Source organism: Phenylobacterium sp. LjRoot219, assembly GCF_964252995.1.
In the GTDB taxonomy this organism is placed as follows: domain Bacteria; phylum Pseudomonadota; class Alphaproteobacteria; order Caulobacterales; family Caulobacteraceae; genus Phenylobacterium.
In genome coordinates, this window is record NZ_CAXUQI020000001.1 from 1,833,729 (window position 1) to 1,848,816 (window position 15,088).

The window sequence follows — 15,088 nt, forward strand, 5'->3', positions numbered from 1 at the left end:
CTTCTGGCCGGCCTTGCCGCAGGCTAGGCCGGCGTCAGAACGGCTGAAGTTCAAACGCGGCGCCGAGGAACACCTCGGCGCCGCGTCCTATTTCGGCCACCGCCTCGACCATCCGGCCGTCGCGGCCGAGCAGCTCGTCGGCGTGGCGGACGATCAGCAGGTTGGGCGTGGCGCTGGGCGAGGCCCGGCGCAGCGCCTGGGCGAGCTCGCGCTCCGGTCGGGCGCTGAGCGCACAGGCGACCACGAAAGCCGCCGCGGTCGAGCGGCTGACGCCGGCCCAGCAATGCACCAGCATCGGCCGTCCGCGATCCCAGTCGTGGGCGAAGGCGATCAGCTTGCCGACGTCGTCGGCGGTCGGCGCCTGCAGCCCCTCGGTCAGCTCGATGATGTCGTGGGAGGCCAACAGCAGCCGGCGCGACGGCGCGAAGGCCGCGGCGATCTCCGGCGCCTCGGCTGGCGGCGAGAGCCAGCTCACCAGGTGCGAGGGACGGTGCGCCTCGCACAGGGTGGCGACTTCCTCCAGCGGTCCGATCAGCAGTTTCATCGCAGTCCCAGTCCCGCGGCCGCGACGACGCCCAGCAGGAACGCCGTCTCGAAGGCCTGTTCGATCGCGCCCAGCACGTCACCGGTATACCCCCCGATGAGCCGGCGCGCAGCCAGCGCCGGCCACAAGGCGGCGATCGCGCCGAGCAGCAGGCCGACGACCGCGACCTGCGCCGGCAGGAAGACCAGCGGCGCGAGGCCGATGGCGACGGCGATCGCCACCTCGTAGCCGCGCACGTCGCGCGCCACCGGCTTCAGCTTGGAGGCGGCCGGATCGGCGGCGTAGGGCAGCAGGCGCATGGCGCCGACCGCGGCGGCCCGCCCCAGCGCATGGGCCGCGACGATCGCCCCGGCGGCGGCCCAGCCGGCGGCCAACTCGCCCACCGCGGCGACCTTCGCCGCCAGCACCAGGCCCAGCGCCAGCGCGCCATAGGTGCCGAGCCGGCTGTCCTTCATGATCGCCAGCCGCTGTTCGGGCGACTGGCCCCCGCCCAGGCCGTCGGCGGTATCGGCCAGGCCGTCCTCGTGGAAGGCGCCGGTGACCAGCGCGCCCGCCGCGCTCGCCAGCACCGCCGGCAGGACGCCGGTCGGCCAGACCTGCCGGGCGATCAGGAACACCGCGGCGCAGAGTCCGCCGACCAGCAGCCCGACCAGCGGGAAGTAACGCGCCGAGCGGGCCAGCAACTCGTCGTTCCAGGCGCGCGGCCCGGGCAGCGGCAGGCGGGTCAGGAACTGGGCCGCGCAGGCCAGCCGGTCGAGCTCGCGGGCGATCATGCTTGTCCCAACACCTCGGCGAGCGAGGCGGTCTCGCGGGCCATCGCCGCGGCGGCTCTGAGGATCGGCAGGGCGAGCACCGCGCCGGTCCCTTCGCCCAGCCGCAGGCCGAGGTCGAGCAGGGGCTGGGCGCTGAGTTGGGCCAGCATCAGCCGGTGCGCGCGCTCGGCGGAACTGTGGCCGAAGAAGCAGTAGTCCAGCACCCGCGGCTGCAGGCGCGCGGCGACCAGCACCGCGGCGGTGGAGATGAAGCCGTCGACGACGACCGGCCGCCGCGCGGCGGCCGCCGCCAGCGCCGCGCCGGTCATGCCGGCGATCTCCAGGCCGCCGAACTGGCGCAGGACCTCGAACGGCTCGTGGGCGTCGCAGCGCTCGGCGGCGGCGGCCAGCACGCGCTGCTTGCGCGCCAGCCCCGCGTCGTCGTGGCCGGCGCCGAGGCCAATGCAGTCCGCCAACGGCGCCGGTCCCAGGCGATGCAGCAGCAGGCTGGCGGCGGCGGTGTTGCCGATGCCCATCTCGCCCAGCGCGATGACCTCGGCCCCGGCGGCGACGGCGCTGTGGACGGCCCCGGCCCCGCAGGCCAGCGCTTGGGCGCATTCCTCCGCTGTCATCGCCGCTTCGCGCGCGGCGTTGCGGGTCCCCTCGCGGACCTTGGAGGCCTGCAGCATGGGGTGCGGCGGCAAGGCGCCGGCGACCCCGGCGTCGATCACCCGCACCTCGGCCCCGGTCGCGCGGGCCAGCGCGCTGACGCTGGCGCGGCCGTCGAGGATCAGCCGCACCATGGCGGCGGTCACCTCGCGCGGATAGGCCGAAACACCGTCCTCGGTCAGGCCGTGGTCGCCGGCGAACAGCAGCACGACGGCGCGGTCGGCGTGCGGATCCACCCGGCCCTGGATCGCGCCCAACTGGACGGCGAGATCCTCCAGCCGGCCGAGCGCGCCGGGCGGCTTGGCTTTGCCGTCGACGATCCGGCGCAGCTCCGCCGCGACATCGAGGTCGAGCGGCGGGAGGTCGGGCAGGGACCAGATCATAGGGAGAAGCCTTCCAGGCCCGCGATCCGCGCGAGCGATGTGATGTCGAGATGTTGCGCCAGCTGCTCGGCGATTTCGTCCAGCGCCTGATCGACCCGTGCGCCGTGGTCGAGGGCTTCGGAGTAGGCGCCGAGCCTGGCCAAGAAGGCCGCCCGGAAGCCGCCGGCGGCGAACAGGCCGTGCACATAGCCGCCCATCACACGGCCATCCGCCGAGCAGGCGCCATGCGGGCCTTCGCCGTCGAGCTGCAGGAAGGGGCGCGCGAGGCCAGGACCGGAGGTCGCGCCGACGTGCATTTCGTAGCCGCTCATTGGGGCGTCGTCGAAGCCGCGGCCGGCGACGGGCTTCAGGGTCTTCTCGGCCGTAAGCACCGTCTCGACGTCGAGCAGGCCGAGCCCCTCGGCCGCGCCGGGCGGGCCCTCGATCCCCTGCGGGTCGGCGATGCGCCGGCCGAGCATCTGATAGCCGCCGCAGACGCCCAGCACGCGTCCGCCGCGGCGGACGTGGGCGGCAAGGTCGATGTCCCAGCCCTGGGCGCGGAGGAAGGCGAGGTCGCCCAGCGTCGCCTTGGTTCCAGGCAGGATGACGAGGTCGGCGTCGCCCGGCAGCGGCTGACCCGGCGGCACGAAGCCGAAGTCCACCTCCGGTTCGGCGCGCAGCGGGTCGAAGTCGTCGAAGTTGGCGATGCGCGACAGCATCGGCGCGACCACCTTGATGCGGCGCGCTCCGGCGGTCGCGCCGGCGCGCTCCAGCACCACGGCGTCCTCGGCCGGCAACCGGGCGGCCGGTGCGAGCCAGGGGACCATGCCGAGGTCGGGCCAGCCGGTCAGCTCGGTGATGATCCGGCGGCCTTCATCAAACAGTTGAGGATCTCCGCGGAACTTATTGATGATAAAACCTTGAATGGCCGAAGCATCATCTGGAGATAGCACCGTCTTCGCGCCGGCCAGGGCGGCGATTACGTGGCCGCGGTCGATGTCGCCGACCAGCACCACCGGAACGTCGGCGGCTAGGGCGAAGCCCATGTTGGCGATGTCGCCGGCGCGCAGGTTGATCTCTGCCGGACTGCCGGCGCCCTCGACGATGACTAGATCGCACTCGGCGGCGAGCCGGCGATAGCTTTCCAGTACGACGTCCAGCAGTTGACCTTTGCGGCCCTGGTAGTCCGCGGCCTGCCACGAGCCCTGCATGCGGCCGCGCACCACCACCTGGGCGCCGCGGTCGCTCTGCGGCTTGATCAGCACCGGGTTCATGTCGACCGTCAGCTCGGCGCGGCAGGCCAGCGCCTGCAGCGCCTGGGCACGGCCGATCTCGCCGCCGTCGGCGGTGACCGCGGCGTTGTTCGACATGTTCTGCGGCTTGAACGGCAGCACCTTCAGCCCGCGGTTGGCGAACAGCCGGCAGAGCCCGGCCACCAGCACCGACTTGCCGACGTCGGAGCCGCAGCCCTGCAGCATCAGAGCCGCCATGCGAACGCTCCCAGTCCAATAAGCAACCACAGCAGGACGCAGGCCCGGCGATACAGCGTCAAGCCGCGGGCGAGGTCCGTCGGTTCCGGTGCTGGACCGTCGCCGAACGTCGGCCGGTCAACGCGCAGACCGTCGTAGCTGGCCGTTCCGCCCAGGGTGCGGCCGAGCGCGCCGGCCATCGCCGCTTCCGGCCAGCCGGCGTTGGGTGAAGCGTGCTTGCTGGCGTCGCGCAGCATGGTCCGCAGGCCGCGGCCGCCGGCGAGCGCGATCAGCAGGCCGGCCAGCCGCGCCGGGGCCAGGTTGGCGAGGTCGTCGGTGCGGGCCGCGGCCCAGCCGAAGGTGCGCCAGCGCGGCTCCATGTGGCCGATCAGGCTGTCGGCGGTGTTGATCGCCTTGTAGGCGAACAGGCCGGGCAGGCCGGCGACCGCCAACCAGAAGGCCGGCGCGACGACCCCGTCGTTGAAGCTTTCCGCCAGGCTCTCGAGGCCGGCGGCGGCGACTTCGCTGGCGTCGAGATTGGCGACGTCGCGACCGACGATCATGCCTACCGCGGCGCGGGCGGCCGGAAGGTCGCCGCCGGTCAGCGCGTCGCGCACGGCGGCGACGTGCTCGAACAGGCTGCGTTGGGCGAGGCCGAGGGTGGCCAGCAGCGCGAACAGGACCAGCCCGAACGGCAGGGCGGCGCAGAGCCGCTGCAGCAGCCAGCCGGCGAGGGCGGCGACGCCAGCAACCAGAGCCACGGTCGCGACGCCGAGCGCCCTGCGCAAGGCGGGCGTCCAGTCCGGCCGGTTCCAGCGTCGTTCCAGGCCGGAGATCGCCGTCCCGAGCCAGACCACCGGATGCGGCAGCCGCCGGTGCAGCGCCGCCGGGTAGCCCAGCGCCGCCTCGGCGGCGAGCCCGCCCAGCGCGCCGAGCGCGCCCGGCCAGGCGGCCGCCAGCTCAAGCGGCATGGCGGCCGATCAGCTCCAGCACAGGGCCATGGTGGCCCGGAACCAGCTTGGCTTCGACCCCGTAGGCGCGGCGGATCACCTCCGGCGTCAACGCCGCATTCGGGGCGCCGCTGGCGATCAGGCCGCCCTCGGCGAGCACTAGCACGCTGTCGGCCAGCCGCAGCGCCAGCGGCAGGTCGTGCAGGGTCAGCACCACGCCGTAGCCGCGCTCGTGCGCGAGCTGGCGGAACAGGCCGCAGGTGTCGATCTGGTGGCCGGGATCGAGCCCGGTCAGCGGCTCGTCGGCCAGCAACCATTCCGGTTCGCCGGCCAGGGCGCGGGCGATCAGCACCCGGGCCCGTTCGCCGCCGGACAGGGTGTCGACCTTGCGGCCGGCGAAGGCGGTGACGCCGGTCGCCTGCATCGCCTGGGCGACCGCGGCGCGGTCGGCCGGCGAGCGACCGCTGCTGCGGTGCGGCGTGCGGCCCAGCGTGACCAGCGCGTCGACGTCGATCGGCCAGGCGATCTCCGGCGTCTGTGGCAGGAAGCCGATGCGCCGGGCGCGGGCGGCGGGGCCGAGCCCCAGCACGTCGATGTCGCCCAGCCGGACGCGGCCGGCGTCCGGGCGGCGCAGGCCGGCCAGGCAGGCCAGCAGCGTCGACTTGCCGGCGCCGTTGGGGCCGACGACGCAGGTGACCCGGGCGGGCTGGAAGGCGGCGTCGAGGCCCTCGAACACGGAGCGGCCACCGAGCCGGACGGCGAGGCCTGAAGCGGCGAGGATCTGGCTCATGTGATGCGCCTGCGCATGCGGATCAGGAGGGCGAGGAAGAACGGGCCGCCAAGGACAGCCATGGCGGCGCCCAGGCGGATCTCGACCGCCGCAGGCGTCAGCCGCACCAGGATGTCGGCCGCCAGCAAGAGCACTGCGCCGGCGATCGCGCTGGGGACGATCAGCGCTCCAGGCCGCGAGCCGCACCACGGCCGCATCAGGTGCGGGGTGATCAGGCCGACAAAACCGATGACCCCGGTGACCGCGACGCTGGCCCCGACGGCCAGGGCGACGCCGGCCGCCAGCCGCAGCCGCACGGCGCCGAGGTCGACGCCGAGCGCCCGAGCGCCGACCTCGCCGAGAGTCAGCGCGTCCAACGCCCGCCGGGTGCTGAGCAGCAGGACGAGGCCGAGGGCTACGAACGGCGTGGCGAGCTTGAGCTCCTCGAAGCTGCGGTCGGCGACCGCGCCCATCAGCCAGCTGACGATCTCGTCCACCGCCCAGGGCGTGGGGGCGAGGTTGACCGCCAGGGTCGTCGCCGCCGTCGCCATGGTCTGGATGACGATGCCGGCCAGGACGAAGGTGACGACGGTCGAGCTCGAGCCGGCCAGGGCCAGCAGGCAGGCCAGCCCAAGGGTCGCGCCGATCATCGCCCCGGCCGGCAGCAGCCAAGGCGAGGCCGCGGTCAGGCCGAAATAGAGCACGATCACCGCGCCCAGGCCGGCGGCCGACGAAATGCCGAGCACGCCTGGGTCGGCGAGCGGGTTGCGGGTGTAGCCCTGCAGGGCCGCGCCCGACGCCCCGAGCGCGGCGCCGACCAGCAGCGCCAGCAGGGTGCGCGGCAGGCGCAGCTCGAAGATGACGGTCCAGCGCGGGTCCTGGCCCCAGGCGGTCCAGGCGTCGAGCGGGATCCACACCCGCCCGGCGCTGAGCGACAGGGCGAACAGCAGCGTTAGGAGCAGGGCGAGGCCGGCGCTGATCAGGACGGTGGGCGGACGACGGACGATGGACTCGCTCATGCGACCAGTCTCCGGGCCTTGGCGAGCCGCTCGGCGGCCTCGACCAGGTTGGGGCCGCCGCAGAACATCAGGTGCTGCGGGAAGCTGACGATCTGAACCCGGCCTTTCAGCCGTTCGAGCGCCGGGTGACGCATCACCCGTTCGCCCCAGGTCGGCGCGCCCGGCAGGGCCTCGCCGCTCAGCAGGATGTCCGGCGGGTCGGCGACGACCACGTCGAGCGAGAGGTCCGTGGTGCGCTTGGCGCCGTAGTCGAGCGCCGCGTTGCGAAAGCCGGTTCGACGCAGCAATTCGTCCATCAGGGTGTCGGGGCCTGAGGAGAACCCGTTCCGCTGGAATACCAGGGCCCGCACCGGCCGGGCGCCGGGCGCCGGCGCGGCCGCGGTCAGCGCCGCCTCGATGCGGGCGATCTCGCGGCGACCGAGTCCGGGCTGGCCGGCCAGATCGGCGACGCGGCGCACCTGGGCGAGGCTGTCGGGGACATTGTCGGGCGTCGAGAACACCTCGACCTTCACGCCGAGCCGCTTGAGCGCATTGCGCGTCGCCAGCGACGAATGGCGGCTCGCCAGCACGAGGTCCGGCGACAGCGCGATCACCTCTTCGGCGCTCTCGTAGGTGAAGGGGAACTGGCGGGCCAGGTCGCCGATGCTGGAGTTGCCCGGTTCGCGCGAATAGTGGCTGAGCGCGGCGATCTGCCGAGGCGCGGCGACCGCCAGCAGAATGGCGTCCAGACAGGGGTTGAGTGAGACGATGCGGCGGGCGGGAGTCGCGGCGGCGCCGGCGAGGCCCAGCGCCGCGGCGCCGACCACGGCTGCGCGACGGGTGGGCTGCATCAGAGGTCTCCCGAAAGGGCTGCGGCGAGGCGGGCCCAGTCCGCGGGGCGGCCGGGAAGTCCGAAACGGAGAAGCTGCGAGTCGTCGAACGGCCGGCAGAGAATGCCGGCGCGGGCGAGCCGCAGGAAGGTCGCGCGTGCGTCCGGAGCCCGGACCAGACGGAACAGCGAAGTTCCGCCCACCGGGGTGAGCCCGGCGCGGACCAGCAGCCGGTCGAGCCGGGCGGCGTCCCGGCCCAGTCTGCGGCGCGTGCGCTCGGCCCAGGCCGTGTCCGGGTAGGCCGCCTGGCCGGCGGCCAGGGCGTCGGCGCTGAGCGGCCAGTCGCCGAGCCGGGCGCGGAGCCCGGCGGTCACCCTGTCGTCGGCGACGACGAAGCCCAGCCGCAGCCCCGCCAGGCCGTAGAACTTGCCGAACGAGCGCAGCACGATCAGCCGGCCGTCGCCGGCCCGCGCGGCGACGCTGAGCTGCGGATCGGTCTCGACGAAAGCCTCGTCGACGATGGTCCAACGGCGGCTGGCGGAGGCGACGAGCTCGTCGCTGGCCACCGTGCGGCCGTCAGGATTGTTCGGATTGACCACCACCCAGGCGTCGGCGCGCTGCGGCTGGTCGAGGATCTCCGCGCCGGCCGCGCGCCAGGCCTCGGCGTGACCACCATAGGTGTCGGCGGCGACGGCCACCCGGCGGACGCCCAGCACGTCCGGCAGCAAGCGGATCGCCGCCTCGCTGCCGGGGACCGCGGTGACCCTCTCGGCGGGTGCGTCAAAGGCCCGGGCGGCGGCGGCCTCAAGCGCTAGGAGCGCCTCGGGGTCCGGCAGCCGCGCCCGGGCCGCCTGGCTCGCCGCCGGGGCCGGGTAGGGACGGGGGTTGATCCCGGTCGACAGGTCGAGCCAGGGCTGCGGCGCGGCCGGAAAGGCCGCGCGCGCCGCCGCGAGACGGCCGCCATGCCGGCTGAACGCCTCCAGCGCGGCGGCCGCGTCCATCAGAACTTCGCCCGCACGCCGGCGTAGGCGGCGCGACCGAGCTGACCATAGTTGCGGATGGTCTCGTAGGACTGGTCGAACAGGTTCTCGACGCGGCCGTAGACCTCGACCTGCTCGTTGACCGGATAGGAGGCCCGCACATCCCACAGGACGTAGCCCTTCAGCACGTTGCGGTTGGCGGCGTCGTCGAACCGGTCACCGGCGTACTGGACCGCGACCGCGGTCTGCAACGCGTTCGGCCAGTCGTAGCTCACCTCGACATTTCCGACCCGGGCCGGACGGCGCGGCAGCCGCTTGTCGAAGTTGCGGCTCGTCTCCGCGTCGTTGCGCGCATCGACCCAGGTGTAGTTGACCGATAGCGCCAGGGCGTCGGTCAGCTGGGCGTCGGCGTCGAGCTCCACGCCCTTGGCCTTGGTGCGTGCGGTGTTGGCGTAGAAGCCGAAGCGCGGCACGCCGTTGGCGCCGACGCACAGCGGGTCGCTGGCGGCGGACAGGCAGGTGAAGAAGTCGATCTGGTTCTTGGTCTTGCGCTCGAAGTAGGCGGCGGAGACGACGATCCGGCCGTCCATCATCCGGTGCTCCACCCCGGCGTCCCAGCTGTGCGAGGATTCCGGATCCAGCGTCGGGTTCCCGTACTCGCTGCCCAGCTGATAGAGGCTCGGCGCCTTGAAGGCCTGACCCCAGCTGGCCCGCAGCACGGTCTTGCCTTCGTTGAGCCGCCAGGCGGCCGAGGCCTGACCCACGGTGTTGCCGCCGAAGTCGCTGTGGTGATCCTGCCGCACGCCGCCGCTGAGCGTCAGGTTGGAGATCACGTCGCCGCGGAGGTTCGCATAGAAGCTGTCGAGCCGGGCGCTGCTGTGCACCGGCGTCGGGTTGGGATCGAAGTCGCTGGGCGACGCGGTCCGCATCTTCGACTTCTCGGTCTCCGCCCCGAAGACCGCGGTCCACACCGGCGTGACCTCGAAGGCGCCCTGGTACTCGAACCGCTCGTTGCGGCCGGAGGCGCGGAACGTGACGTCGGTCACCGCCTGATCCGGGTCGTAGTTCTTACGGATGGTGCTGGTGTAGGCGTAGCCCGCCCGGTTGGTGAACCTTCCGTCCAGCAGGCTGAGGCGTGCGCCGGCGTAGCCGACCAGGTCCTGGGTCGTGCCCAACGCGCGGGTGTCGCCGAAGACGAAGTTCGGCGGCACGAGGCCGTCCATCTCGTTGCGGCCACGCGAGTAGATGGTGCGCAGGTCCAGCGAGAGCTGATCGGTGACGGCGACGTCCGCCTTGGCGCTGGCGCCAATGTTGCGGTAGCCGTCCAGTTCGCGGCCGCCCTTGGCCTCGTCGAAGGTCGAGATGCCGCTGGTGGTCAGGTAGCCCGCCGTCGCGCGCCAGCTGACCCGCTCCGACTTGCCGCCGAGCGCGGCGCGGCCGTAGGCCCAGTCGTTGGAGCCGCCTTCCGCGAGGAGACTCGTTTCGAACGGTTCTGTCGGCACGGCGGTCAGCAGGTTGATGACCCCGCCGATCGCCTGGCTGCCCCACAGCACCGACTGCGGGCCGCGCAGGATCTCGACGCGGGCGATGTCGCCGACCAGCATGTGGCCGAAGTTGAACCCGGCGTCCGTGGTCGAAGGATCGTTCAGCTTGACCCCGTCGATCAGCACGACCGTCTGCCCGGGCTCAGCGCCGCGGATGTAGACGTTGGTCGTCCCGCCGACGCCGCCGTTGCGCGAGAAGCTGACGCCCGGCGTGGTGGCCAGGATCTCGGTCAGCAGCGGCGTCTGCTTTTCCTGCAGCGTTTCGGCGGTGATGACGGTGACCTGCTGACCGACGCGGTCGGCGCGTTCGGCCGTGCGGCCGGCGACGACGACCAGTTCGTCGACCGCCGGAACCTCGGCGGCGGCCTCGGCGTGGACAGCGGCGGGCGCCGCTGCGGCGATGACGCAGAATGCAGTGGAAACAAACAGCTTAGAGTTCAAAGCAAGCCCCTCAGACGAAGGGCCGACGCACGCAGGCTGGGCGCGCCGCAACGCGCCAGTCCCGCGCACGCGCGGCCGGATCAACGTCGCCGAACCGGGGTTTCATCCCGTTCGCCAAGGCCATCCCCGACCTCGCCGAATGACGACCGCTGCGGGCAGGTCTCCTGACTCACGGCTCAATCGCTCGATCCCGCCTTCCCAGGCCTTGCCAGGCCCAGTGGCGCGTGGGATCGCGCTCGCCGCTCACAGTTGCGGGGACAGCCTGGGTCTTTCACCCAGTTCCCTTTTGATCCCTTGCGGGAACCCGTTGCGTGGGCGGCGCTATAGTCGTGCTCTTGGCGCACGTCAAACAAGGGGGCGGATCCCATGGCACTTCGACTGATCATCGGCGGCGCCCGCTCCGGAAAGAGCGCGCACGCCCAGGCGCTGGCCGAGGCCGAGGCCGCGCGCCGCGGCGGCGCGCCGGTGATGATCGCCACCGCCGAGGCGCTCGACGCGGAGATGGCCGAGCGCATCGCCCGTCATCGCGCGGAACGCGGCCCAGCCTGGCGCACGCGCGAGACGCCGCTCGAGGCGGCCGACGCGCTGCGGAGCCTCGCGGCCACCGACTGCGCGGTCGTCGACTGCCTGACGCTGTGGCTGAACAACCTGATGTTCGCCGAGCGCGATCTGGAGGCCGCGACCGAGGCGCTGCTCTGCGCCGCGGCGGAGAGTGCCGGCGAGGTCATCCTGGTGACCAATGAGGTCGGCATGAGCATCGTCCCGGAGAACGCGCTGGCCCGCCGGTTCCGCGACGAGGCCGGGCGGATGAACCGGCGGGCGGCTGAACGCGCCGACGAGGTGGTGGTGATGTTCGCCGGAATCCCGCTGCGGCTGAAGTAATCTCATCAGCAGGTCATCCCCGCGAAAGCGGGGACCCAGGTTTTTTGCGTTCTAGGGCAGCGGTCGAACAAGAACGCCTGGATCCCCGCTTTCGCGGGGAAGAGCGGAGGAGGGGGGAGCTTGGCTTACTCGGCCCCTCTCCCCGCGGCGTAGACCACGTGCCGGCGCAGCGGGTAGTCGGGGGCCAGCAGCGGATGGTCGAAGCCGCGGTCGGGCTGCTTGATCATGCCGATGCGCCGCATCACCGCCTGGGAGCGCAGGTTGCCGGTGGCGGTGATGGCGAGGATCTCGTCGTCCGGCAGATGGGCGAACCCCCAGTCCAGCGCCGCACGGGCGCCTTCCGCCGCCAGCCCCTGGCCCCAGACCGCCGGGGCGAGCCGCCAGCCGGCTTCGATGGCCGGCGCAGGCGGCAGATCGGCGGGCATCCGCCGGATGCCGATCATGCCGACCAGCCGGGCTTCGGCCTTCAGTTCGGCGGCCCAGAACCCGAAGCCGTGCTCGGCGATGTGGGCGTTGATGCGATCGACCAGGGCGTCGCTCGCCGCCCGGTCGATCGGGCCGCCCAGCCAGTCGCTGACCCGCGCGTCGCCGTTGAAGGCGGCGAAGGCGTCGCGGTCGTCTTCGCGGAACGGCCGCAGGACCAGCCGGGCGGTTTCGATCATTGCGCGGGCGTCGGCGCGGCGTGCGCTTCCGGGCCCAGCGCGCGACTGCCCCACAGGGCGTAGAACAGGATGTAGAGCTCGCAGATCACGGTCAGGAAGAAGGACGCCTGCAGGCCGTACTGATCGGCCAGCCAGCCCTGGACGATCACCAGCGCGCCGCCGGCGATGGCCATGATCAGCAGCCCCGAGCCCTCTTCGGTGAGCGGCCCCAGGCCGCGGATGCCGAGCGTGAAGATGGTCGGGAACATGATCGAGTGGAACAGGCCGACCGAGATCAGCGCCCACATGGCGGTCGAGCCGGTGGCGGTGGCCGCGACCAGCATGACGGCCGCGGCGCCGATGGCGGCGGCGGCGAGCACCTTCTCCGCCGGGATGCGGCGCATGACGAAGCTGCCGACGAAGCGGCCGACCATCATCCCGCCCCACAGCAGGAACAGGTAGCGCGAGGCCTGTTCGTGGGTGAGGTTGCCGATCTCCGGGGCGGAGACGAAGTTGATGAACAGGTTGCTGACCCCGATCTCGGCGATCAGGTAGATGAAGATCGCCGGGATCCCCAGCACCAGGTTCCGGTGGCGCCAGAGCGACATGTGCTTGCGCTCCTCGGCCGCCGCCCGCCGGGCGCCGGCGCTGAGGGTCGGCAGCTTGAAGCGGGCGATGACGACCGCCAGCACCACCAGCACGATGGCGACGATCAGATAGGGCAGTTGCACCGACTGCGCGTCGGCGAGGCGCTGCTCCATTGTGAGGGTGGCGCCCTGGGTGGTGCCCGAGACGCTGCGGCCGAGGATCAGGTAGCCGCCGAAGAGGGGCGCGAACATTGTGCCCATCGAGTTGAACGCCTGGACCAGGTTCAACCGCGCCGGGGCCGATTCCGGCGGGCCGATCACCGCCACGTAAGGGTTGGCCGCCACCTGCAGCAGGGTGATGCCGCTGGCGATGACGAAGAGGGCGGTGAGCACGACTCCGTAGGAGGGGATGCGCGCAGCCGGGATCATCAGCAGCGCGCCGAGCGCCATAATGCTCAGGCCGGCGACCAGCGCCTTCCTGTAGCCGACCCGTTCGATCAGCCAGGCCGAGGGCATCGAGGCGACGAAGTAGGCGATGAACCAGACCGATTCGATCAGTGTCGTCTGGGTGTAGTTGAGGTCGAACACGCTGCGCAGGTGCGGCAGCAGCGTGTTGTTGATGACCGTGATGAAGCCCCACATGAAGAAGAGGCTGGCCAGCAGGGTCAGCGCCGGGCGGTAGGCCGCGGGCGAGCCGTCGGCTGTGACGGCGGGGGCGGTCACGCCCGTATCGGAAGTGGCGACAGGGGCGGGCACGTTTCCTCCGCAGATTCATTGATCTTGCTATTGTCTGAGTATATCCGCGATTAGAAGGCGTCAACGCCACCCCCGTCCCGCGTCGCTTAGGAATGCCCATGACCGGTTCTCCCTCGCAGGCCCGCAAGCTGCGGTCGGCCGCCTGGTTCGACAACCCCGATAACGTCGACATGACCGCGCTCTATCTCGAGCGCTATCTGAACTTCGGGATCAGCCTGGAGGAGCTGCGCAGCGGTCGGCCGATCATCGGCATCGCCCAGACCGGCTCGGATCTCAGCCCCTGCAACCGCCACCACCTGGTGCTGGCCGAGCGGGTGCGCGAAGGCATCCGCGAGGCGGGCGGCATCGCCATCGAGTTCCCGGTGCACCCGATCCAGGAGACCGGCAAGCGGCCGACGGCGGGGCTGGACCGCAACCTCGCCTATCTCGGCCTGGTCGAGGTGCTCTACGGCTATCCGCTCGATGCGGTCGTGCTGACCATCGGCTGCGACAAGACCACGCCGGCCTGCCTGATGGCCGCGGCGACGGTGAACATCCCGGCGATCGCCCTGTCGGTCGGGCCGATGCTGAACGGCTGGCACAAGGGCGAGCGCACCGGCTCGGGGACCATCGTCTGGAAGGCGCGCGAGATGCTCGCCTCCGGCGAGATCGACCAGGACGGCTTCATCCGGCTGGTGGCGTCCTCGGCGCCGTCCACCGGCTACTGCAACACCATGGGCACCGCGACCACCATGAACAGCCTGGCCGAGGCGCTGGGCATGTCGCTGCCAGGCTCGGCGGCGATCCCTGCGCCCTACCGCGACCGGCAGGAGGTCGCCTATCACACCGGCAAGCGCATCGTGGACATGGTCGGCGAGGACCTGAAGCCGTCCGACATCATGACCCGCGAGGCCTTCCTCAACGCCATCGTCGTCAACTCGGCGATCGGCGGCTCGACCAATGCGCCGATCCACCTGGCGGCGATCGCCCGGCACCTCGGTGTCCAGCTCGACATCCAGGACTGGCAGGACGTCGGCCACAAGGTGCCGCTGCTGGTGAACCTGCAGCCGGCCGGCGAGTACCTCGGCGAGGACTACTACCGCGCCGGCGGCGTGCCGGCGGTGGTGAACCAGCTGATGTCCAAGGGGCTGATCCGCGAAGGCGCGATGACCGTCAACGGCCGGACCTTCGGCGACAACTGCCGCAACGCGACGATCGAGGACGAGAAGGTCATCCGGCCGTTCGACCAGCCGCTGCGCGAGGACGCCGGCTTCCTCGTGCTGTCGGGCAATCTGTTCGACGCCGCGGTGATGAAGACCAGCGTGATCTCCGAGGAGTTCCGCGCCCGCTATCTCAGCAATCCGGACGATCCGGAGGCCTTCGAAGGCCCGGTGGTCGTCTTCGACGGCCCGGAGGACTACCACCGCCGGATCGACGACCCGGCGACCGGCATCACCGCCGAGACCATCCTGATCATGCGCGGGGCCGGGCCGATCGGCTATCCCGGCGCGGCCGAGGTGGTGAACATGCGCCCGCCGGCGCAACTGCTGCTGGACGGCGTCCACGCCCTGCCGTGCCTCGGCGACGGCCGCCAGTCCGGCACCTCCGGCTCGCCTTCGATCCTCAACGCCTCGCCGGAAGCGGCCGCAGGCGGCGGCCTGGCGCTGCTGCGCACCGGCGACCGGGTGCGCATCGACCTGCGGCGCGGGTCGGCCGACGTGCTGCTGCCGGACGCCGAGCTGGCCGCGCGCCGCGAGGCGCTCGCGCAGGCCGGGGGCTACGCCTATCCGCCGTCGCAGACGCCCTGGCAGGAGATCCAGCGTGCGCTGGTCGGCCAGATGGAGACCGGCGCGATCCTCGAAGGCGCGGAAGCGTTTCAGCGGATCGCTCAGACGCGCGGCCTGCCGCGCGACAATCACTAAGCAAAGTTGGAAG

Annotated in this window: 14 protein-coding genes and 1 riboswitch; of the genes, 2 read left to right on the plus strand and 12 right to left on the minus strand. The window is 72.1% G+C overall.

The features are described 5' to 3' along the window. Positions 1-34: 34 nt before the first annotated feature. From ACSQ14_RS09030 to ACSQ14_RS09075, 10 genes are read right to left on the minus strand one after another with little or no spacing between them, the layout of a single operon-like run. Positions 35-544 (minus strand): tyrosine phosphatase family protein, encoded by a 510-nt coding sequence (locus ACSQ14_RS09030; RefSeq protein WP_436011850.1) that lies wholly within the window; start codon positions 542-544, stop codon positions 35-37. Further along, positions 541-1,317 carry an adenosylcobinamide-GDP ribazoletransferase gene (cobS, locus tag ACSQ14_RS09035; RefSeq protein WP_436011852.1) on the minus strand — a complete coding sequence of 259 codons (777 nt, stop codon included), beginning with the start codon at positions 1,315-1,317 and terminating at the stop codon, positions 541-543. Before cobS ends, ACSQ14_RS09030 begins: the two co-directional genes overlap by 4 nt. After that, positions 1,314-2,348, minus strand: coding sequence for a nicotinate-nucleotide--dimethylbenzimidazole phosphoribosyltransferase (gene cobT, locus ACSQ14_RS09040; protein WP_436011854.1), 1,035 nt, complete (start codon positions 2,346-2,348; stop codon positions 1,314-1,316). The genes cobS and cobT overlap by 4 nt, the downstream gene beginning before the upstream one ends. Next, positions 2,345-3,817 (minus strand): cobyric acid synthase, encoded by a 1,473-nt coding sequence (locus tag ACSQ14_RS09045; RefSeq protein ID WP_436011856.1) that lies wholly within the window; start codon positions 3,815-3,817, stop codon positions 2,345-2,347. Before ACSQ14_RS09045 ends, cobT begins: the two co-directional genes overlap by 4 nt. Then, a complete protein-coding gene (cbiB, locus tag ACSQ14_RS09050) occupies positions 3,805-4,767 on the minus strand; it encodes an adenosylcobinamide-phosphate synthase CbiB (RefSeq protein ID WP_436011858.1) in 963 nt (320 codons plus the stop codon). Before cbiB ends, ACSQ14_RS09045 begins: the two co-directional genes overlap by 13 nt. Beyond that, positions 4,757-5,536, minus strand: a complete 780-nt coding sequence (locus ACSQ14_RS09055; RefSeq protein ID WP_436011860.1) for an ABC transporter ATP-binding protein — start codon at positions 5,534-5,536, stop codon at positions 4,757-4,759. Before ACSQ14_RS09055 ends, cbiB begins: the two co-directional genes overlap by 11 nt. Further along, entirely contained in the window at positions 5,533-6,534 is a 1,002-nt protein-coding gene (locus ACSQ14_RS09060) for a FecCD family ABC transporter permease (RefSeq protein ID WP_436011862.1), read from the minus strand. The genes ACSQ14_RS09055 and ACSQ14_RS09060 overlap by 4 nt, the downstream gene beginning before the upstream one ends. Next, complete coding sequence (locus ACSQ14_RS09065) at positions 6,531-7,364, minus strand: ABC transporter substrate-binding protein (RefSeq protein WP_436011864.1); 834 nt, start codon at positions 7,362-7,364, stop codon at positions 6,531-6,533. Before ACSQ14_RS09065 ends, ACSQ14_RS09060 begins: the two co-directional genes overlap by 4 nt. Next, on the minus strand, positions 7,364-8,344 hold the full coding sequence (gene cobD, locus ACSQ14_RS09070; protein ID WP_436011866.1) for a threonine-phosphate decarboxylase CobD: 981 nt from the start codon (positions 8,342-8,344) through the stop codon (positions 7,364-7,366). The genes ACSQ14_RS09065 and cobD overlap by 1 nt, the downstream gene beginning before the upstream one ends. Beyond that, entirely contained in the window at positions 8,344-10,308 is a 1,965-nt protein-coding gene (locus ACSQ14_RS09075; RefSeq protein ID WP_436011868.1) for a TonB-dependent receptor plug domain-containing protein, read from the minus strand. Before ACSQ14_RS09075 ends, cobD begins: the two co-directional genes overlap by 1 nt. A 137-nt stretch (positions 10,309-10,445) precedes the next feature. Then, positions 10,446-10,631, minus strand: a riboswitch (cobalamin riboswitch). A gap of 43 nt (positions 10,632-10,674) precedes the next feature. Here ACSQ14_RS09075 and cobU point away from each other — a divergent pair. Beyond that, entirely contained in the window at positions 10,675-11,190 is a 516-nt protein-coding gene (gene cobU, locus ACSQ14_RS09080) for a bifunctional adenosylcobinamide kinase/adenosylcobinamide-phosphate guanylyltransferase (RefSeq protein WP_436011870.1), read from the plus strand. 125 nt (positions 11,191-11,315) lie between these two features. Here the strand turns inward: cobU and ACSQ14_RS09085 are convergent, their stop codons facing one another. After that, positions 11,316-11,852, minus strand: coding sequence for a GNAT family N-acetyltransferase (locus ACSQ14_RS09085; RefSeq protein WP_436011872.1), 537 nt, complete (start codon positions 11,850-11,852; stop codon positions 11,316-11,318). Beyond that, positions 11,849-13,174 (minus strand): sugar MFS transporter, encoded by a 1,326-nt coding sequence (locus ACSQ14_RS09090; RefSeq protein ID WP_436011874.1) that lies wholly within the window; start codon positions 13,172-13,174, stop codon positions 11,849-11,851. Before ACSQ14_RS09090 ends, ACSQ14_RS09085 begins: the two co-directional genes overlap by 4 nt. A gap of 98 nt (positions 13,175-13,272) precedes the next feature. Here ACSQ14_RS09090 and ACSQ14_RS09095 point away from each other — a divergent pair, with 98 nt between their 5' ends. Beyond that, positions 13,273-15,075, plus strand: coding sequence for an IlvD/Edd family dehydratase (locus ACSQ14_RS09095; protein ID WP_436011876.1), 1,803 nt, complete (start codon positions 13,273-13,275; stop codon positions 15,073-15,075). Positions 15,076-15,088 lie beyond the last annotated feature (13 nt).